This window comes from Bacillus sp. AFS073361 (genome assembly GCF_002567005.1).
Lineage (GTDB): Bacteria > Bacillota > Bacilli > Bacillales > Cytobacillaceae > Neobacillus.
This window is the reverse complement of sequence record NZ_NUZU01000028.1, coordinates 17,955-36,928: the sequence shown is the minus strand read 5'-3', so window position 1 is coordinate 36,928 and position 18,974 is coordinate 17,955. Positions and strand designations below refer to the sequence as shown.

The 18,974-nt window shown below is 39.9% G+C and carries 15 protein-coding genes and 1 riboswitch; of the genes, 6 read left to right on the top strand and 9 right to left on the bottom strand.

What is annotated here, in order from left to right; genetic code table 11:
* Positions 1 to 36: 36 nt before the first annotated feature.
* The 3 genes from COJ96_RS13040 (at position 37) to COJ96_RS13030 (ending at position 3,137) form a co-directional block, all read left to right on the top strand.
* Positions 37 to 657, top strand: a complete 621-nt coding sequence (locus COJ96_RS13040; RefSeq protein WP_180230104.1) for a DUF5317 domain-containing protein — start codon at positions 37 to 39, stop codon at positions 655 to 657.
* Positions 658 to 803: 146 nt separating this feature from the next.
* Positions 804 to 2,648 (top strand): diguanylate cyclase, encoded by a 1,845-nt coding sequence (locus COJ96_RS13035; RefSeq protein ID WP_098573907.1) that lies wholly within the window; start codon positions 804 to 806, stop codon positions 2,646 to 2,648.
* Between the two features lie 99 nt (positions 2,649 to 2,747).
* Positions 2,748 to 3,137 (top strand): VOC family protein, encoded by a 390-nt coding sequence (locus tag COJ96_RS13030; protein WP_098573905.1) that lies wholly within the window; start codon positions 2,748 to 2,750, stop codon positions 3,135 to 3,137.
* Between the two features lie 304 nt (positions 3,138 to 3,441).
* Here the strand turns inward: COJ96_RS13030 and COJ96_RS13025 are convergent, their stop codons facing one another.
* From COJ96_RS13025 to COJ96_RS13005, 5 genes are all read right to left on the bottom strand, one after another.
* Positions 3,442 to 4,179, bottom strand: coding sequence for an energy-coupling factor transporter transmembrane component T family protein (locus COJ96_RS13025; protein WP_098573903.1), 738 nt, complete (start codon positions 4,177 to 4,179; stop codon positions 3,442 to 3,444).
* A complete protein-coding gene (locus tag COJ96_RS13020) occupies positions 4,176 to 5,747 on the bottom strand; it encodes an ABC transporter ATP-binding protein (RefSeq protein WP_098573901.1) in 1,572 nt (523 codons plus the stop codon). Before COJ96_RS13020 ends, COJ96_RS13025 begins: the two co-directional genes overlap by 4 nt.
* Complete coding sequence (locus tag COJ96_RS13015) at positions 5,725 to 6,318, bottom strand: ECF transporter S component (protein ID WP_098573899.1); 594 nt, start codon at positions 6,316 to 6,318, stop codon at positions 5,725 to 5,727. The genes COJ96_RS13020 and COJ96_RS13015 overlap by 23 nt, the downstream gene beginning before the upstream one ends.
* A complete protein-coding gene (tenA, locus tag COJ96_RS13010) occupies positions 6,315 to 6,998 on the bottom strand; it encodes a thiaminase II (protein ID WP_098573897.1) in 684 nt (227 codons plus the stop codon). Before tenA ends, COJ96_RS13015 begins: the two co-directional genes overlap by 4 nt.
* A gap of 110 nt (positions 6,999 to 7,108) precedes the next feature.
* Positions 7,109 to 7,212, bottom strand: a riboswitch (TPP riboswitch).
* A gap of 120 nt (positions 7,213 to 7,332) precedes the next feature.
* The gene (locus COJ96_RS13005; RefSeq protein WP_098573895.1) at positions 7,333 to 7,809 is read right to left on the bottom strand and encodes a hypothetical protein; all 477 of its coding nucleotides are present in this window, start codon (positions 7,807 to 7,809) and stop codon (positions 7,333 to 7,335) included.
* A 422-nt stretch (positions 7,810 to 8,231) separates the two neighbouring features.
* Here COJ96_RS13005 and COJ96_RS13000 point away from each other — a divergent pair, with 422 nt between their 5' ends.
* Complete coding sequence (locus tag COJ96_RS13000; RefSeq protein ID WP_098573893.1) at positions 8,232 to 11,924, top strand: polysaccharide deacetylase family protein; 3,693 nt, start codon at positions 8,232 to 8,234, stop codon at positions 11,922 to 11,924.
* 484 nt (positions 11,925 to 12,408) lie between these two features.
* On the opposite strand, the gene COJ96_RS12995 is transcribed toward COJ96_RS13000, so the two are convergent.
* The gene (locus tag COJ96_RS12995) at positions 12,409 to 13,101 is read right to left on the bottom strand and encodes a hypothetical protein (RefSeq protein WP_098573891.1); all 693 of its coding nucleotides are present in this window, start codon (positions 13,099 to 13,101) and stop codon (positions 12,409 to 12,411) included.
* A 385-nt stretch (positions 13,102 to 13,486) separates the two neighbouring features.
* On the opposite strand from COJ96_RS12995, the gene ahpC reads away from it, so the two are divergent.
* Both ahpC and ahpF read left to right on the top strand, forming a co-directional pair.
* A complete protein-coding gene (gene ahpC, locus COJ96_RS12990) occupies positions 13,487 to 14,050 on the top strand; it encodes an alkyl hydroperoxide reductase subunit C (RefSeq protein ID WP_098573889.1) in 564 nt (187 codons plus the stop codon).
* Between the two features lie 214 nt (positions 14,051 to 14,264).
* A complete protein-coding gene (gene ahpF / locus COJ96_RS12985) occupies positions 14,265 to 15,794 on the top strand; it encodes an alkyl hydroperoxide reductase subunit F (RefSeq protein WP_098573887.1) in 1,530 nt (509 codons plus the stop codon).
* A gap of 66 nt (positions 15,795 to 15,860) precedes the next feature.
* Here ahpF and COJ96_RS12980 read toward each other — a convergent pair whose 3' ends face one another.
* From COJ96_RS12980 to COJ96_RS12970, 3 genes are all read right to left on the bottom strand, one after another.
* Positions 15,861 to 16,640 (bottom strand): YhfC family intramembrane metalloprotease, encoded by a 780-nt coding sequence (locus tag COJ96_RS12980; RefSeq protein WP_098573885.1) that lies wholly within the window; start codon positions 16,638 to 16,640, stop codon positions 15,861 to 15,863.
* Positions 16,641 to 16,857: 217 nt separating this feature from the next.
* Positions 16,858 to 18,033 carry a NupC/NupG family nucleoside CNT transporter gene (locus tag COJ96_RS12975; protein WP_098573883.1) on the bottom strand — a complete coding sequence of 392 codons (1,176 nt, stop codon included), beginning with the start codon at positions 18,031 to 18,033 and terminating at the stop codon, positions 16,858 to 16,860.
* 1 nt (position 18,034) lies between these two features.
* Complete coding sequence (locus COJ96_RS12970; RefSeq protein ID WP_098573881.1) at positions 18,035 to 18,673, bottom strand: AmiS/UreI family transporter; 639 nt, start codon at positions 18,671 to 18,673, stop codon at positions 18,035 to 18,037.
* Between the last annotated feature and the right edge of the window lie 301 nt (positions 18,674 to 18,974).

Below are 18,974 nucleotides of genomic sequence, written 5' to 3'. Positions count from 1 at the left end.
ATATTTCATTTATCCTAGCATAGGTGGGTATCAACTATGGTATTTGACGGCATCATCATTTCATTTTTAGTAGGCTTTCTTCGAAAAGGGAATTTACGAGCACTTGGGAAATTGAAGCTGAAGTGGGGATGGATATTTCCTTTACTATTAGTTGTTGAATTAACCGTGTTTATGTTTCAAAACGATAGTAAATTCCTTGGACAGATCAGTGGATCTATCTATATAGTAGTTTATGTACTCGGACTATTATTTTTATATATGAACCGTAAAAACCGAGGGTTTATTCTTATTTTATTTGGAGTATTTCTCAACTTTCTAGTCATGGTAATCAACGGTGGAAGAATGCCGGTATCAGTAGAGGCTGCTACCGTTTTGGATCCAGTGTACATCGAAAACCTAAAAGATAGCTTATATGCAAAACATACAATGCTAACATCTTCAACTCACCTCGGATTTTTGGGGGATGTTATTCCAATCTCTGACCCTTATCCACGAACCCAAATCATCAGTATTGGTGATATAATTATGAATATTGGAATCTTCTTTTTCATTCAGTATCTAATGGTTCATCATCCAATCTCAAAAAAGCGGTTGCTTCACCTCCTCTCCTTGAAGGAGGTGAAAAAAGATGAAAAATGGACAAAAAAAAGGCATTAAATTAACTGGGATTCTATACAATGCAATCATTATCGGTTCAATTATTATTGCTTTAACTTCTGGATATAAATTAGTTTAAGTGTAGAATGATAGGAGAAGTAATTTCTTTATTACTTCTCCTAAATTTATTTACGAGAGTGATGAGTATGCGTATTATTAAGACACCTGCAAATACATATCTTTTCTTCATTTCAGCTTTAGGCATTTTATTTTTCACCTTCTTAAATAAAATCCCACAATACTCTCAAATGGACTGGATTATTATTTTTGCTTTTTCCAGTTCCATTTTATTGCTTAATTACTACACTATACTGATTCCTCCAAAGGGTAATTCCCTTTCAATGGATTCTTCTATTTATCTAGCAAGTCTTTTTTTGTATGGATTAGATACTACATTACTTGTTTTATTTATACATTCCATTATATTTACACTAGTACAGCGTAATATTGCCTGGTGGAAACATCTGTTTAACTTCTCTGTTTATTCTTTAATGATCAATTGTGCCTATTATGTTTTTATATTTACAAATGGCATTACTGGACCTATCAGTGTCAATAACAGCCTTCCCTATTTAATTTCTTTTTGCACCTATTTTGCATTGAATCTACTATTGGTTGGTTTTTTTTTCATCTTGGCAGGATCTGAGAACATAGTAGCCTTTTTCAAAGAAATTATTAAAGAAACAGCTGCCACATATATAATTACACTTGTGCTTTCATTAGTCCTAGTCATTTTAATGAAACCCGACGAATTATTCGGTCTATCTCTTTTCACCTGTATTGCCTTTTTATTGTCATTAGCCTTTAAACAGTACTTTAATTTATATAAAGAAATTTCCGAGAAAGCCAACAAAGACTTCCTCACAGGCTTAAACAACCACGGATACTTTAAAGAAATTTTGGAAAAAGAAGTAACAGCTGCGAAGGAAAATGATCAGCCACTGTGTGTGGTCATCATGGATATTGATGATTTTAAAAAGTACAACGATCTGTACGGTCATATTCAAGGGGATCATTTGCTCCAAGAATTTGGCACCCTTTTGAAGGCCAGTTCAGATGTAGCAAACTATATCGTTGCCCGCTATGGCGGAGAAGAGTTTTCAATCATCATGCCCAATACCGATCGAAAGACTGCTTATTCGTTCATGAATGAATTGCGGAAGAAAGTAAATGACACCTACTATAAAGGGGTGGAAAGTCTCCCTTATGGCTGCTTGTCCTTTTCGTCCGGGATTGCTGAATGTGAAAAAGAAACCTACAGCATTTCTGAACTTCTTAACAAAGCCGACCAAGCAATGTATGCAGCGAAAAACCAAGGAAAAAACCTTGTCCAAATTTACAATGGGTATTCCGAATATTCCGTACAACGCTCTCTTTCGCTTGAAAAAGAGCTAGCGGAAGCGGAATTTCAATTAAAAATCTTCCTTTCCAAGGATGTTTATACCTATCGCCATAGCAAACGTGTTTACCAATATGCGGTCGATTTCTCTCGAGTGCTTAATCTAAGCGTACATGAACGCAAAACGCTGATTCTTGGAGCACTTATCCATGATATTGGAAAAATTGAAATTCCGCGTGAAATATTAAATAAAAAAGGGAGTCTCGACCCTCACGAATGGGAAACCATGAAAAAACACGTAACCTATGGCAAAGATATTATTTCAACCAATAAGAAATTAGAAGATTTGATACCACTCGTTGAACTTCATCACGAACGTTATGATGGAAATGGCTATCCATATGGGCTTGCCGGAAAATCGATCCCAAAACTAGCAAGAATTCTCTGTGTAATCGATTCTTTTGATGCCATGACAACAGAGCGGCCCTATCAAAAAACAAAAACCTTTCAAGAAGCAATCGCCGAGCTACGCTACTGCTCTGGCAAACAATTTGACCCCCAATTCATCGAACCATTCATTGCAATGATCAAGGAGTTTGAAAACTCGGGGGACGAACAGCACAGAGAGGTTGCCGCAAGTATCGTGAATTAAGGAAATGACCTCAGCCAGGCTAAATGCCTGGTTTTTTATATCAATCCGTCCAACTCCTTATGGTATGATGGAAATAAATTTATGAAGGAGTTAACCGCCATGATTCAATATGAATGCCTCCACCATGTGAGCTTAACGGTGACCAATTTAGAAAAAGCCAAACATTTTTATAGCAACATTCTCTGTTTAAAAGAGATCCAACGCCCTAATTTCGATTTTCCTGGTGCCTGGTATGAAGTAGAAGGACAACAGCTCCATCTCATCGTCGATCCTGCCTCCCAAACCCTTCGCCAAGATAAGCGCCTAAGCAGCCGCGAGGGCCATTTTGCTCTTCGAGTGAAAGATTACAATGCTGCGTTGAATTGGTTGAAAAGTAAGGATGTTGAACTATTAGAGAAACCTAAGGGCATGAGTGGCTTTGCTCAGATTTTCTGTGCCGACCCAGATGGAAATCTCATTGAACTAAACGTTGATCAAGCAGACCTTTAGTAAAGCCAAAGGGGAGAAGTGCGTGAACACTTCTCCCCTTATTATTCATTGTAGATTTTCGTGTAGTTATGAGAATTCATAGGCGGAGAATTTCCGGCTAATGGATATAGACAGGGCTTAAGAAGCAATATAAGGGAAGATATTCCGATTAACTCCTCAAAAAAAGACAATATCCAAAGATTTCGATAGTTTAGACGGAAAAACTTCCTTTATTATTAAGGAAATATGGGTATTTCCCAAAATAAACGGAATTTTTCCGTTTATTTTCAGACACAGTGGAATCAATATTCAGTTATAACAGAGCCTATTCAATAAAAGTCATGATCCCCCAAGCAACAATAAGTAACGAAAGCAGATAGCCGAAATCTTTCACTGCTAGTTTAGTTGTTTGATAATAGGTTCTGTCCCTTGTACCTGTAAACCCACGCGCCTCCATGGCAATCGCTATTCGTTCTGATTTTCGTATGCCCTGCGTAAACAATGGCAAAGCATACCTCATAAACGATTTCCAATTATTTCTTTGCCGGTAACCTCTCACTTTATGTGCCGTCTTCATTTGGTTTAGTTCCGATTGAAACAACGGGATAAAGCGGAACCCCGCTAATAGTCCATACGCCCATTTTGGTGAAAGTTTACATTGATGAATTAAACTCATGATGAACAACGTGATGTCGGTGGTGGAGGTGAATAATAAACCATACGTGACAAACGCTAACATCCGTAAGGCGATGGTTAGGCCATGATTTACACTCTCCACCGTAATATGAAACCAGGCCCCTTTCCAAATCGTTTCTTCTCCTTCTCCAAAAGCAGCGATCATCCAAAATACAAGAATGAAAAAACCTAAATAAGGCAAAAGCCTTTTGACAAGATACGTCATTCTCCATCCGCCTAAAAAAATGCCAATCAATAGCGCAAGAAACCAAATCAAAAAAGTCACCGTTGGATTGGAGATGGCCATTAAAAGAAACATCACGATCAAATGAGCGAACAACTTACAAGCAGGATTGAGTGCAGCTAGGAATGAATCATTCGCCTTCATACCAAAACACCCTCCCTTCTTGCATGCATCAACTGGTAATGGAGTGGTGGAATCAACGCACTTTCACAATAATTACTTGGATCTGAAAATAAACCATAGGGCGTTCCTTGATAGGATACTCGTCCCTTATTGAATAAAAGGACTTGATCAGAAAAACGATCGACCACATCCATATCATGGGTTACCATCACAATGGTTGTTCCCTGTTCCTGTCTCTCTTTGAGACGTTTAATAAGCTCTCTCGCTGTTTTTTCATCCTGACCAAAGGTTGGTTCATCAAGCAATAGCAAAGCTTGATCGAACAATAACATTGTCGCCACACTTAACCGCCGTTTTTGTCCTAAACTCAGGGTAAAAGGGTGCGCATCCTGGTATGGCGCCAATCCAAACTCCTCTAACAATCGATTGGTTTTCGAGCGAACCTGATCCTCCGGCCAATTTCGCTGCCGGCCGCCAAAAGCCACTTCGTCAAAAACCGTATCGGTAATGAATTGATGTTCGGGATTTTGGAAAACAAAGCCTGCCTGCTCAAATAATTCTCGGTCTAACCATTTTTTTAGTTCCTCACCTTGAAAGTAAATTTTCCCTTTTTGAATCGACTCCAACCGGATCAGACTTTTTAAAAAGGTGCTTTTCCCACTCCCATTTTCTCCGACAATGGAAATCCATTCCCCTCTATGGATTTTCACCTCTATATCACTGACGACGGTCTTCTTCCCATAGCCAATTTCAACATGTTCGGTGCGGAGTAAACAATCGCCTTGTACGAGACGTTTCGTTTTTACCCTATTTATAAGTTTGATAGATAGAGGGTGCGAGGGATCTTGAACGATCTCCTCCCATTTGTGAGGAAACAACTTAGGACGCCAAATCCCCGCATCTTTCATTTGTTGATTAAATTGGAGCAGCATCTCTTTTGGTTCCCCATCCCCAATAATCTTTCCATGCTCATCAAGGATAATGACTCGGTCCATCCATTCGATGCAGCCGTCAAGGACATGTTCGACAAAGACCATCGTATGGTTGGTTTTTTCGGCTAAATGTCTCAATAAACCAAAGATCTCATTCCGGCCAGCAGGGTCGAGTTGAGCGGTTGGTTCATCAAAGAAGAGGACGTCTGGTTCTAATGCAAGCAAACACGCTAACGCCAATCGTTGTTTCATCCCGCCTGACAGCTTTTCAATCGGTGTTTTCTTATCTACCATCAGCCCTACTTTTTCCATCAAATCCGAGATCATTTGATCCATTTCGTTACGAGGAATCGAACGGTTTTCCAGACTAAAGGCAATTTCTTCATCGACACGCAGCATGCAAAACTGGGAATCAGGATCTTGAAACATCACTCCAGCAGATTTCCTTTTGAATACCTTACCGCTGACCTCTGCGTCCAAATGCTCAGGGATAATCCCAGCAAGAGCAGAAATCAATGTAGATTTCCCACTCCCACTAGGTCCAAGGATTAATACCTTCTCCCCTTGATGGATGGACAAGGTAATATGATTGAGTATTTTTTCAGAGCGGTTATAAAAACGAATCGAAAGATCCTTACAACCCAGAAACATTGACATTGTCCTTTTTTCTTTTTTCCTTCATCAACTCATATTGCTCTAACACCCCTGTATTTGCGAGGGCATCCACGACAACCTTCGCTAGCCAGCCGCCAAGAATCATGCCGCTGATGACATGAATTCCTAATGTTATCAAAAATACTTCCAGTGTGTAATAACCGAAACCGTTGGCGATTATGTTATAAAGCATTCCAAATACGGCAGCTAGAGCACCTGATAGCATTAAAGTAAAGAGGTTATACCGTTTATATCCGAATAGGGCGAAGGCAATTTCTGAACCAATCCCTTGAAAAACACCTACTAACAGGGCCGACAGACCAAAATGACTTCCTGTTAATAACTCGACGGCAGCCGCTGCTACCTCTGCTATAAATGCCGCTCCCGGCTTTCTGATAATATACGCGACGATTGGACTGGCAATCACCCAAATGCCAAACATAAAACCCGCGCCCACCGGCCCGACAATGGCTGAAATCGGAATCCACAACGTCGACCATCCTAAATAGATCACTCCACAGGCCACCGCTAGAATCACAGCAAGAACAACTTCTTTCATCTTCCACGTCTTCATTTCACGACCTCCATTTTCACAGGCCATTCTTCTAGTTTATAAGCCATATCCCAGAACATATATTCCAACTGACAACTGATGAGGAAATGCTCCTTCATTTTTTCCTTTTCTTTCTCCGTTGCTGTCTTAGCCCACTCATCGATCCTGGCACAAAATTTTGTCGTAATCGAATCGGTCCGGTTTCCATAAAAATGAATCCAATCATAAAAAGGATGGGAGCGATCTGGATTCACTTCCGTTAATAATCTTTTCCCAATTTCCCAATACGTCCATGGACATGGCAGCAATACCGCTAAAATTTCCCCTAATGTTCCTTCATGCGCAACCGTAAGCATATGACGCGTGTAATGAAGGGCTGAGGGTGCTAACGGATATCCCTGTAATAGATCGTAGGGTACACCTGCTACTTGACAAAAGTTATTATGTGGATGGATTTCACTGTTTAAAATAAATGAAATCTGCTGATTAAACATATCCATTTCTTCACGATTCTCACACTTAGAAACTGCGATTCCATAGATGCGAATAAAGGAATTCAAATATTCAAAGTCCTGTTTCACATAATGAACCAATTGTTCTTTTTGTAACTCCCCATCAGCGATCCCCCGGACAAACGGATGTTCAAAAATTGCCTCAAAAATCGGATTGGCTTCTCTTCTTAGTTCTGCTGAAAAACTCATATATTTCTCCCCCTTATTTGTTTTATGGGAAGACACTAAATGGAACGGCTAACGGTTCAAACACGAAAAAACCGCTCCAAAAATGGAGCGGCAGAATAATAGTATTTATCCATACACAGACTCCACTTTCCTACGCTAGTATGAACTAGATCAGGTTCAAAGGGTCCAAGATTATTCTTGTCTCAGCCGCCAAACGGCTCCCCTAGTGGTCTTCCTATAAATTTAATATTCACTCTACACCCGCTGGTTAATGTTGTCAATCAGTTAACAGCTAAAGGATAAAAATAGACCAAACGTCCTATAGAACAAGGAGACGCCTTCTCCTTTTCCCCCACTATACTTGCTTAACCACAGCCTTATGTTCTAATCGACGAACTAATTTATAGAACCCTAATAAGATGAGGAGGAGAAAAGGATTGATCATGATGGAATGATACAAACTCCACCAACCATAATGGAAATAACCCCAAGGCTCTGGTAATAAGGTTAAAACCTCATAGATCACAATTCCTACATTCCAAGCTAAAAAAAAGGAGAATTGTTTCCATAATGGACTTTTTAAAGGATAGACATTTAAAAAGATAAGATTCACAGGTGGGACTAAACATACATACACAAGCAAGGACTGCCAATCCACACCCTTAGTGAAATACCAGTACCCCTGGTATTTCAAACTGATAAATACATCAAACATCAGTTGGAATAAGGTTGTAAATAACCAAATCTGCAGCATCTCACTTCTGGTTAAACGTTTTTTTACTTTGATTGCAATGAGGTTAAATAAGATCACTGCTATAATAATCCCGACCATTTAGTTAACTCCTTAGGCATCAATATATATAAAATTTCCATTTTTAGTAAAAAACATACCTCTCCACTCCCTCTAACTTCCAATTATTTTCCAATAAATGTCGTATGTCTCGTAAAACATGTCATAAGCGTCCGGAAATATGTTATAAGGTTCAAAAAATAGGTCATAAGTATCTAAAAATAGGTTCTAAGCGCAGGAATAGATGTTATCTTGGTAACTAACCAAAATATTCCCTCTACCCTCTATTACCATTTAAAAAGAATAAGAACTTTTTCTTCCTACCCCCAAAATCTCCACTTTACTATCTAAGTCTTTGAATATGGTCATTTTCTGTCGAAAAATCTGGCCGTTATCTGCTGGACATTATATAAAATATAAATCTATTAATATAGAACAACACTACACCTAGAGGAGGAATCTATGTGAATCGAATGTTTAGGTGGCTGGTTAGGTCACTATTTGCTCCTGTCACCGGAAATGCCGGAGCGGTAGCAAGCACACTTGGTTTTTTCTTAGGGTTTTTGCCTTTAGATAATATAAGAATACCGCTATTAGTAGTTCTTTCACTTTTGTTACGTCTAAATATCATCGCCTTATTCCTGGGAACGTTGATACCTATTTTCATTCCAAAAATGAATCATCTACCCATCCTGGATTTAAGTAGATTAGAAGATACCTGGTTCATTTCAACCTTAAAATCGAAAATACAGCTTTCACAATCGATTGCCCCTGCAATCCTAGGCGGCCTGATTGGTCTTGTTTGCTATTTTTTCTTCCATTGGTTTTACAATTTAGGGTTGAAAAAGAGAGAGCGGAATCAAGACCATGTTTTTCTTGATCCTGCCAAAAGACGCTGGTCGATTATCAAACGAATGGGTGCAGGCTTTGCCGCTTTAATGATTTTAGTGTCGACGATTTTTATCGAAAGCCTGAATAACAACCCAGAGTTTCCAGCATTGCAACTCGATAACAGTAGAGCAAAGAGCGGGATTGAACCAATTAATATAAGTTTTAGTGAAGAACAACTCGCCGCTCAGGTTCAAAAAACAACGCCTTCCCTTGCTAGTCAAAAAGAAATCGGGGAAGTGAATCAAAAACAAGAAGTTTATGGTTTTTACGTCGATTGGGACAAAAACAGCCGCACTTCTTTTAAAAAGAATATTGATTCGATTACCACCTTAGTACCTGGCTGGCTGCAACTTACACATGGCCTTACCCTTGAAACCCGCACAGACAAGTCGATTGTTGACCAGGCCAAAACACATAAGATAAAGGTTCTCCCCTTAGTGAATAATTTCACTAATAATAAATGGGATGGCGAAGTACTGCACCGGTTATTTACCACCCCTGGTGCGGAAGATCTTTTTATAAAAAAGATGCTGGATTATGTGAGAACAAATGACTTTGACGGAATCAATATCGACTTTGAAGACATTCAGCCCAATGATAGAAATCACTTCACCCGATTTATCAGCAAAGTTAATCATGCCTTCCATCAACATGGTCTCATGGTTACACTAGATGTTCCGCCGGACAACGATAGTTTTAACTACGCTGCTCTATCAGCAAATGTGGATCGGATGATTGTCATGTTATATGACCAGCATCATTCAATGAGTAAACCTGGACCTGTGGCACCAACGGATTGGGTTGAAGAGAATTTAAACCAGCTCCAAATTCCATCGGAAAAATTGATTGTGAGTTTGGGCAGCTTCGGGTACGACTGGGAGGAAAACTCCGGTCAGCCCGCCAAAACAGTTGCCTTCGGCGATATCATGGATTTAGGAATAGGAACCAACCTTCAAATCCAGTGGAATAAACAAACAAGCAACCCCTATTTACGCTACAAATTACACGGGAAAAATCATACCGTTTGGTTTTTAGATGGGGCTACTTTTTATAATCAGATGAAGTTATCAATGGATCATGGTTCAAAAGGTATCGCGGTTTGGCGCCTCGGTTCTGAAGATCCTTCTATCTGGAATTATCTGAATAAACCTAAGGAAATAAACGATCCAACCAATGCCCTTAAAGCCTTGATCAGCCCTAATCCTGTTCACTTTACAGGTGAGGGTGAAGTTTTGAAAATTGCTTCTCAAACAGAACAGGGGAACAGAACAATTCGCTTGGATGCACAAGGGATGATTCAAACCGAATCGTATGTTAAATTGCCACAACCAATTGTGGTAGAACGGTATGGAAAACCGAAAAGTAAGGAAATCGTCCTTTCCTTTGATGACGGTCCAGATCCAACCTATACTCCACAAATACTAGACATTTTGAAAAGGAACCATATCAAAGCCACCTTTTTTATCCTTGGTGAAAACGCGATGCAGCATCCACAACTGGTGAAAGAGATGTTTGAAGAGGGCCATGAAATTGGCAACCATACCTTTACCCATCCGAATATTGCATCGATCACACCGGATCAAACAAAAAGGGAACTCAATGCTAATCAGCGGTTGTATCAAGAAATTACAGGCCATTCGATGACCCTTTTCCGTCCGCCATATGCTGCCGATGCGGAACCAAACACGAAGAGTGAACTGGAGCCGATCTTGCGTGCACAGGAGATGGGCTATACAACGGTCGGTGAATTAATCGATTCGGATGATTGGCAAGGACTTTCTAGTAAGGAGATTCTCCAGCAGGTATTGAGTCAGCTGCAAGATGGAAATGTGATATTGATGCACGATGCCGGCGGTGACCGCTCCAACACGGTAAAAGCCTTGCCGATGATCATTAAAGAGCTCAAACAGCGCGGCTACACTTTTTCCACCATTGGGGATCTGATTGGAAAAAGTGATCGTCAAATTATGCCTGAAGCTAATCAAGACAACCCTTATTTAGTCTATGACAAGGCAGTATTCAAAGTCCTCCAAGGCTGGAACTTAGGATTAAGCTTTCTCTTCTACTCAGCGATCGTGATCGGAATCCTGCGACTAGTTGTCTTCGTTTTCCTTTCAAGAAAGCAGGTCAAAAGGTATAAAGAGACGGAGATTGACCCTGACTTTACCCCGTATGTTAGTGTCGTGATTGCTGCCTATAACGAGGAAAAAGTCATTTGCAAAACCGTCGATTCGATTTTAGCGAGCGATTACCCTGCTTTTGAAATCCTGGTTATCGACGACGGTTCAAAGGATGATACGGCGGCTGTTGTGGAAGACACTTATGGAGACCATCCACTCGTCCGATTAATTAAAAAGACCAATGGCGGGAAATCCTCCGCTGTTAATCTTGGCTTTAAAGAAGCAAATGGGGAAATCGTCGTGGCACTTGACGCGGATACACTCATCGCTGAAAATGCAATTTCCTTGCTCTTGAACCATTTTAAAAATGAAAATGTCGCAGCCGTGTCAGGGAATGTAAAGGTCGGCAATAAAGGGAACCTCCTGACAAACTGGCAGCATATCGAATATGTGACCGGCTTTAACCTCGAGAGAAGAGCCTTCGCCGCCCTCAATTGCATTACCGTTGTACCTGGTGCCATCGGCGCCTGGAGAAAGACGGCGGTAGAAGCAGCAGGATATTTTCAAGAAGATACCCTCGCCGAGGATACGGATATCACGCTTACTTTGTTACGCCAGGGAAAAACGATTGAATTCGAAGAAAAGGCCTATGCCTATACAGAAGTGCCTGAAGATCTTAAAAGTCTGGCCAAACAGCGTTACCGTTGGGTGTATGGAACCTTACAATGCTTATGGAAGCATCGCGGGGCTTTATTCAATAAAAAACATCACTCATTAGGTTTTGTCGCGCTTCCAAACATGTGGCTGTTTCAGTATATCTATCAAACCATTTCGCCGATTGCCGATTTATTGTTCATTATCGCTCTTTTTAACCCGCATCCTGAAAAAGCGGCGATTGGATTTATCCTATTTTACTTGCTGGATTTCTGTACCTCTCTTTATGCGTTTCGATTGGAAAAAGAAAGTCCAAAGCCGCTCGCTTCATTGTTTCTACAACGAATCTTGTACAAACAGCTGATGACGTACGTGGTGGTAAAATCCATCTTCTCAGCCATCAAGGGAGTAACCGTTGGTTGGGGCAAACTAAAACGCAAAGGCAATGTAACGCAGGAAACTTCAATTGTGAAGGTTCACGAAAATATGTAAATTCGTTTAGGTCCTTCCCATTTTGGGAAGGACCTTTTTTTATTGGTCGTTAAGCTGTTGATTAGGGGGCCGCACTTATCGGTTGGGGATCAGGTTACGTGCTTGAGCAGGTCAATAGGCGGAAAAATTCCGCCTATTTTGAAATTTTTATTAAAAAAAGCATAAATAGACGGAGAAATTCCGCCTATTTATTAGAAAAACGTGAAAGTGGGGGATTTTTCTTTGCATAACCGGAAAATCTCCGCTTATCCCCCCCCGAAACGAGCTCCATTTTACATTTAACCGGAAAATCTCCGTCTATTTTACTTTTGCAAATTACTAGATTAAGAAAGACAAGACATCATATTTAAAGTCCAAGCGAATCTCATTTAGAGGCATTACTAGGTGGTTGGATATTGTATTCCTAATAAAGAAACTCGCCAATTACGGATTGGCGAGTTTTACTTTTTTATATGTGGCGATCCTTTTTGAAAGAATTACATTTTCAATTGTTTTCTTTCGCAGCCTTACGACTAGCTGCTCTTTCTTTTGCCGCTTGAGATACTTGTTGTCCATGGTTGGTTTTTGTTGTGGCTGCGGCAGCTGCCTTAGAATTTGACTTCGCGGCTGTAGACGTTGATGGTTTTGCACTTGTCGCTGGATTTGTTGTTGTTGCAGGATTTGTGCTTGTCGCTGGCTTTGTTGTTGCCGCAGGCTTTGCGCTTGTCGCTGGATTTGTGCTTGTCACGGGCTTTGTTGCTGTTGCAGGCTTTGCACTTGTTGTATTAGTACTTGGCTTGGTAGTAGTACTCGGCTTCGTGGGTGCAGTCTTTGTTATCGGTGCTTTCGTACTTTTCACAGATACTGTGGTTGCAACAGGTGTTGGTGTCTCACTAGTTTTCGTTTTATAGCTGAGCTTTTTCGTATTTAATTGAACGGCTGTTGCAGCCAGGTTGCTATTTTTTAAAGATACTTGGGTCACGGCATGATCATGGTCTTTCACAGTCGTTGTTGGCGTCGGATTGTTTTTTTTAGCTTGTTTCAAAACAACCGCTTTTTCTCGGTCAGCAGATATCGGTAAAGCCATCTCCTTGGCTATTCGTTTAAGAGGTTGTTCGGCCAACAAAGCGTTGGCGACAGAAAACGTAACAGCTCCCGCTACTACCATGGCAAGGGCACCCTTGGATATTTTTTTCATGTTATTCCCCTCGTGTACTTTTATGTGAATTCATATCAAGATAATTCGAACGAACCCAAATGTCTTCTGGGGGTAGCTAGGATTTTGGAGTCTATTAAAATGGCTTTTTTATAAAAAACTAATTTTCTCAAAGGTGATTATAGTGTTAACTAGCAATCTTGTTACCTCGGATCCCTTTTTTCTGGACTTATGGGCACAATTAGCTCCTATTGGTTACCGCTAGCTCCTTTTTTTCGCCCCCCCTAAACACTACCTAAAAAAAATGAAACATTCCTGTTGACAAAACAATAAATTTTATATAATAATAGTTATGTAATTAGAATTAATCTAATTTAGTAGATTATCTAAATAAAATTTTAAACCCATACCTAGGAGGAAATTCACTATGTCATTAATCGGAAAAGAAGTAAAACCATTCACAGCAAATGCGTACCACAACGGAGATTTCATCACTGTAAGCGAAGAAAACTTTAAAGGTAAATGGAGTGTTGTTTGCTTTTACCCAGCAGATTTTACATTCGTATGCCCTACCGAACTTGAAGACTTGCAAAATGAATACGCAACGCTAAAAGATCTTGGTGTCGAAGTATATTCTGTTTCAACTGATACTCATTTTACACATAAAGCATGGCATGATACCTCTGAAACAATCGGTAAAATCGAATACATTATGATTGGCGACCCTTCACAAAAGATTTCTCGCAACTTCGATGTACTAGACGAAGAAGAAGGTCTTGCACAACGCGGGACTTTCATCATCGATCCAGAAGGCGTTGTACAAGCTGTTGAAATTAATGCAGACGGCATTGGCCGTGACGCAAGCACGCTTGTTAACAAAATTAAAGCAGCACAATATGTTCGCAACAATCCAGGTGAAGTTTGCCCGGCTAAATGGCAAGAAGGTTCTGCAACACTTAAACCAAGCCTTGATCTTGTAGGCAAAATCTAAGCAGCACATATAACAACATTCAAAGGGAATTGGAAGCTTCCAATTCCCTTTTTTAGTACATAATGTTTAAATCGTACAACGTCACTCTTCTTTTTATGGCCAAAAGTGATAAGTATTTTTCACTTGACTGATAATGAATTCTATATGATAATAATTATATAATTAGAATTATTATTAATAAGATCACAGGAAAAATTTAAGGAGTGAGAGATTCATGATACTAGATCAAGATATAAAAGCTCAGTTAGAACAATACCTTCAATTAATGGAGGGAAACGTACTGCTTAAAGTTAGCGCAGGAGCAGATGACGTTTCTCGTGACATGCTAGCTTTAGTAGACGAATTAGCCAATATGTCTTCTCAGATTAAAGTAGAGAAGACTGAATTAGAAAGAACACCTAGCTTTAGTGTAAATCGTATCGGCGAAGATACAGGCATAACTTTTGCTGGTATTCCTCTAGGACACGAATTTACCTCGTTAGTGTTGGCTCTATTGCAGGTAAGCGGCAGAGCCCCGAAGGTTGATCAAAAAGTCATTGATCAAATCAAAGCAATTAAAGGTGACTATCACTTTGAATCCTATATCAGCCTAACCTGCCACAATTGCCCTGACGTGGTTCAAGCATTGAACATTATGAGCGTTTTAAATCCTGGTATTTCTCACACCATGATTGACGGCGCGGCTTACAAAGAAGAAGTGGAAAGCAAGGACATCATGGCGGTACCAACCGTTTTCGTTAATGGGGAATCGTTCGGCAGCGGCCGTATGACACTTGAAGAAATCCTTGCCAAGATGGGCAGCGGAACAGATGCAGCGGAACTTTCTGATAAGGAACCATTCGATGTCCTTGTGATCGGGGGCGGCCCTGCTGGTGCCAGTGCAGCTATCTATGCAGCACGTAAAGGCATCCGCACAGGGATTGTGGCGGAAAGATTTGGCGGCCAGGTGATGGACACCATGGGTATTGAGAACTTTATCGGTACGAAATATACAGAGGGTCCTAAACTAGCAGCAAGTCTTGAAGAACATGTCAAAGAGTACAATGTTGATGTGATGAATTTACAGCGTGCAAAGCGTTTGGAGAAGAAGGATTTTATTGCCGTCGAACTCGAAAACGGAGCTATTTTAAGAAGTAAAAGCGTCATTCTATCAACAGGTGCCCGCTGGCGAAATGTTGGCGTCCCAGGTGAAGCAGAGTTCAAGAACAAAGGTGTCGCCTACTGTCCACATTGTGATGGTCCATTGTTTGCAGGAAAAGACGTTGCTGTTATTGGCGGCGGTAATTCTGGTATTGAAGCAGCTATTGACCTCGCAGGCATTGTTAATCATGTAACTGTTCTTGAGTTTGCGCCAGAGCTGAAAGCTGATTCTGTCCTGCAAGACCGTCTATACAGCCTGCCTAATGTAACGGTGATCAAGAATGCTCAAACAAAAGAAATTACCGGTACTGACAAAGTAAACGGCATTTCTTATATTGACCGTGAAACAGGCTTAGAGCATCATGTTGAACTGCAAGGTGTGTTTGTACAGATTGGTCTAGTACCGAATACAGATTGGCTAGGAGAAACACTTGAACGAACTCGCTTTGGAGAGATCATTGTGGATAAGCATGGAGCAACCAGCCTTCCTGGTGTGTTTGCAGCCGGCGATTGTACGGATAGTGCCTATAAACAAATCATCATTTCAATGGGATCAGGTGCTACTGCAGCTTTAGGTGCATTTGATTACCTTATCCGTAATTAATTTCTTAAACGAAGGGAATTGGCTCTAGTCCAATTCCCTTTTCTTTTGAAAAATAACCCTATCAAACTATCTTGTCGTATGAGGCAGTATATTCCTTGCCTTTTTAATAAAAACAAAGGATAATAGCCCGATGATCGCCATATAGATCTCAATGACCCATAGGTTTTTAAGATGTCCTGTTTGGTAGAATGCGAGTGGGAAGTCAATTGCTGCATGAATGAGAATCGCATAGACCACATAGGAAAATTTCTTTTTAACGACGGCTAATAATACAAATAAACTAAAGACGATTTGCAGGAATATAGCAAAAAACCGCTCCAAACTGCCTAATAAATAAAAGGAAACCCCTTGATTTACGATCGTTTCTTTCATCCCTGCCAACTGATCAGCTGGAATACTCCCTGCTAAGGATGATTCAAAAGTCCCCGAATTAATCATAAATGCGAAGATCAGGTTTGGCACAACCGTCATCAGCACTAACAAAACCGCTTCTATACCTCCCCAGCCGATTCCAAACGAGATCCCGCCTTTGTAATCATGAAATTTTTTCAGAAGCCAAATAAATAATAGAAACCGTGCCAGCTCTTCAAATAAGCCTGCTGCCATGCCGCCGTATAATCCAAATAACCAGGGATGGTCCGAATAATTCGGAAAGTTTGTGATAACAACGACATGCAATACTTTTTCTAAAATCTGTGTTGCGACGACAAACCCAAGAGCGCCAATAACCACCGGCTTTACAGCAATCCCCGTTTTCTTTCTATAAACCAAAATCAATCCGACAAATAAACCAATGGAAACCACAATCGGGACAAACATCGAAATAATCGTTGCCGTACTTACCATTTAACTCTCCCCTTTTTTGTATCCGTTAACTAAATTATTATCATTCTTAATAATGATAATAATAAGGATGTAAATTACTGTCAATACTTTTTTGGAAATTTCTCCTTTTGTACTGGGTAATTACGTTTATGGCCCTTTGAAGACATGATAAAAAGGTGTACCGAAAACTGACTTTGGTACACCCTCGTGTGGTTATTATAATTCTTCACCATTCAGCTTACAGGAACAATCCTACAATCGTTCCAGTTAAGACGGATCCCATTGTTGCTACTAATAAAACCTTTAAACCAACCTTAGCTAACTCACTTGCCTTTTCATTATTAATAGCCTGTACCGTTCCTAAGATAATTCCAATGGAAGAAAAGTTAGCAAACGATACCAAGAATGCTGATACAATACCTACCGTTTTATGAGACATATCAGGGATCATTTTCATGAAGTCTAACATAGCGACGAACTCGTTAGCCGCTACCTTCGTACCCATGACAGATCCAGCTCGAACAATCTCACTTGAAGGAATCCCCATAATCCAAGCGATTGGCGCGAATACATATCCAAGTACACCCGTGAAAGAAATACCGAAGATGGAAGTAAAAATCCAGTTAACAGCCGCGATCAATCCTACATAAGTGATCAGCATAGCGCCTACGATTAAGGCTGTCTTTCCGCCGAGCAATGTCCAGTTGCCGATTGCTTCGAAAAGAGATTTCTCAGGAATCATTCCCTTAATATCGATTTTTTCATCTTCCTCTTTCCTTACAGGACAGACAATCGTTGATAGGATAAGTCCAGAGAATACGTTAATAGGTAACGCCACCAATACGTACTCCGCAGGAATCATTTGCATGTAAGCACCGAGGATTGAACAACTTACCGCAACAAGAGAAGAAGTAACAACCACAAACAGACGGTTTCCAGAAAGACTAGGTATGAATGACTTAACAGAAAGGATCGCGGACGTATCACCAAATACCATAGAATTCACCGCAACAAATGATTCAACCTTTGGAAGACCTGTTATTTTACTTACTGCCCCGCCAATGTATTTAATCGCTAATGGTAATATTCTAGAATAAGTTAAAATACCTAGTAAAGCGGTTACGAATACAATCATCATTAGAACATTAACAAAGAATAAATCCTTTCCTGCAAGGCTGCCGAATACAAATGAGATCCCGTCATTCCCGAAAGAAAGAACTTTGTTAAAACCATCGACGATTTTGTGCAAAACTTTTTGACCGATGGAAGTATTCAGCATAAACCAAGCGATTAACAACTGAACAGCTGCCATGATACCTACAGCACGGAAGTTAATGTTTTTCTTATCGTTTGACATTAACCAGGCAATACCTATTAGAATAAGGATTCCAACAATTCCAATGATAATTGACATATTATTTTACCTCCAAAGCATTGATTACTTGAATATTTGACTCTCTTTTATAGGAAAGCTTCCCGCTGAAAAAACTGATAATAAAATAGACGATTGCTAGAATTAACACATAGGTCCAGATTTGATCAACCATTGGTGTATTCCAGACACCTAAAAAATAAAGGAGCGCTGGTATGGTCAACGTTACCCATGACTGAACAAATGCAACCAATCCAATATAATGGTCAATTTTCTTATGAAGTGCATTTGATAAGAAGAACAGAAACCATAAGAATGCCCACATAGCCCATGTCAGTGCATTGACAACATTTTGAAAGTGAATAATCGATGTTAAGGTATATACCACTCCAACAATTGCAACCCATAGACTAAACCAACCAAGACCGCTCCCATCAATCCCTTTCCATGAGGTGAATCCAACATATAAATAAGTTAACCCAAATAAGAAAATAGATGCATAATTGTAAAGCTCCCAATGGTCTTGGCGCGATACGACGATTAAATAACTTGGGATCATTATTTGAAGGGTTCCTACGAAAATATTAAAGAGACCCACACTCTTTCCATCCGCTTTTCCTAATAGCATCAGACTGTTTAGGAATAACACTGCACCTGATAGAAATAAACCAACATTACTCATATTAATTGCTGTGAAAATTCCTTTTCACAACATTCCCCTCCTTAACCTATTCACGGCATTTCTTCTCTTTTTTTGTAACAGGACTGATTCTCCGTGAGCGCTTTCATTAATCTTAAATTACTTTACTAATATAACACATATTATGAACAAATGTTAAATCATAATTGAACAAAATTTAAGTTTATTAATTTCCAATTTTCTTAACAATGCCCAATAATAGATAATTCTATTATTTTCGCAAAATTATTTATAAAAATTTGAAACTATGTAAAAAATATAGTGAAAAAATGTAAAAACAAGA

Excerpts from the sequence above, each read along its gene's own strand:
- COJ96_RS13040 (WP_180230104.1), top strand. The coding sequence starts at position 37 with ATGGTATTTGACGGCATCATCATTTCATTTTTAGTAGGCTTTCTTCGA.
- COJ96_RS13035 (WP_098573907.1), top strand. The coding sequence starts at position 804 with ATGCGTATTATTAAGACACCTGCAAATACATATCTTTTCTTCATTTCA.
- COJ96_RS13030 (WP_098573905.1), top strand. The coding sequence starts at position 2,748 with ATGATTCAATATGAATGCCTCCACCATGTGAGCTTAACGGTGACCAAT.
- COJ96_RS13025 (WP_098573903.1), bottom strand. The coding sequence starts at position 4,179 with ATGAAGGCGAATGATTCATTCCTAGCTGCACTCAATCCTGCTTGTAAG.
- COJ96_RS13020 (WP_098573901.1), bottom strand. The coding sequence starts at position 5,747 with ATGTCAATGTTTCTGGGTTGTAAGGATCTTTCGATTCGTTTTTATAAC.
- COJ96_RS13015 (WP_098573899.1), bottom strand. The coding sequence starts at position 6,318 with ATGAAGACGTGGAAGATGAAAGAAGTTGTTCTTGCTGTGATTCTAGCG.
- tenA (WP_098573897.1), bottom strand. The coding sequence starts at position 6,998 with ATGAGTTTTTCAGCAGAACTAAGAAGAGAAGCCAATCCGATTTTTGAG.
- COJ96_RS13005 (WP_098573895.1), bottom strand. The coding sequence starts at position 7,809 with ATGGTCGGGATTATTATAGCAGTGATCTTATTTAACCTCATTGCAATC.
- COJ96_RS12995 (WP_098573891.1), bottom strand. The coding sequence starts at position 13,101 with ATGAAAAAAATATCCAAGGGTGCCCTTGCCATGGTAGTAGCGGGAGCT.
- ahpC (WP_098573889.1), top strand. The coding sequence starts at position 13,487 with ATGTCATTAATCGGAAAAGAAGTAAAACCATTCACAGCAAATGCGTAC.
- ahpF (WP_098573887.1), top strand. The coding sequence starts at position 14,265 with ATGATACTAGATCAAGATATAAAAGCTCAGTTAGAACAATACCTTCAA.
- COJ96_RS12980 (WP_098573885.1), bottom strand. The coding sequence starts at position 16,640 with ATGGTAAGTACGGCAACGATTATTTCGATGTTTGTCCCGATTGTGGTT.
- COJ96_RS12975 (WP_098573883.1), bottom strand. The coding sequence starts at position 18,033 with ATGTCAATTATCATTGGAATTGTTGGAATCCTTATTCTAATAGGTATT.
- COJ96_RS12970 (WP_098573881.1), bottom strand. The coding sequence starts at position 18,673 with ATGAGTAATGTTGGTTTATTTCTATCAGGTGCAGTGTTATTCCTAAAC.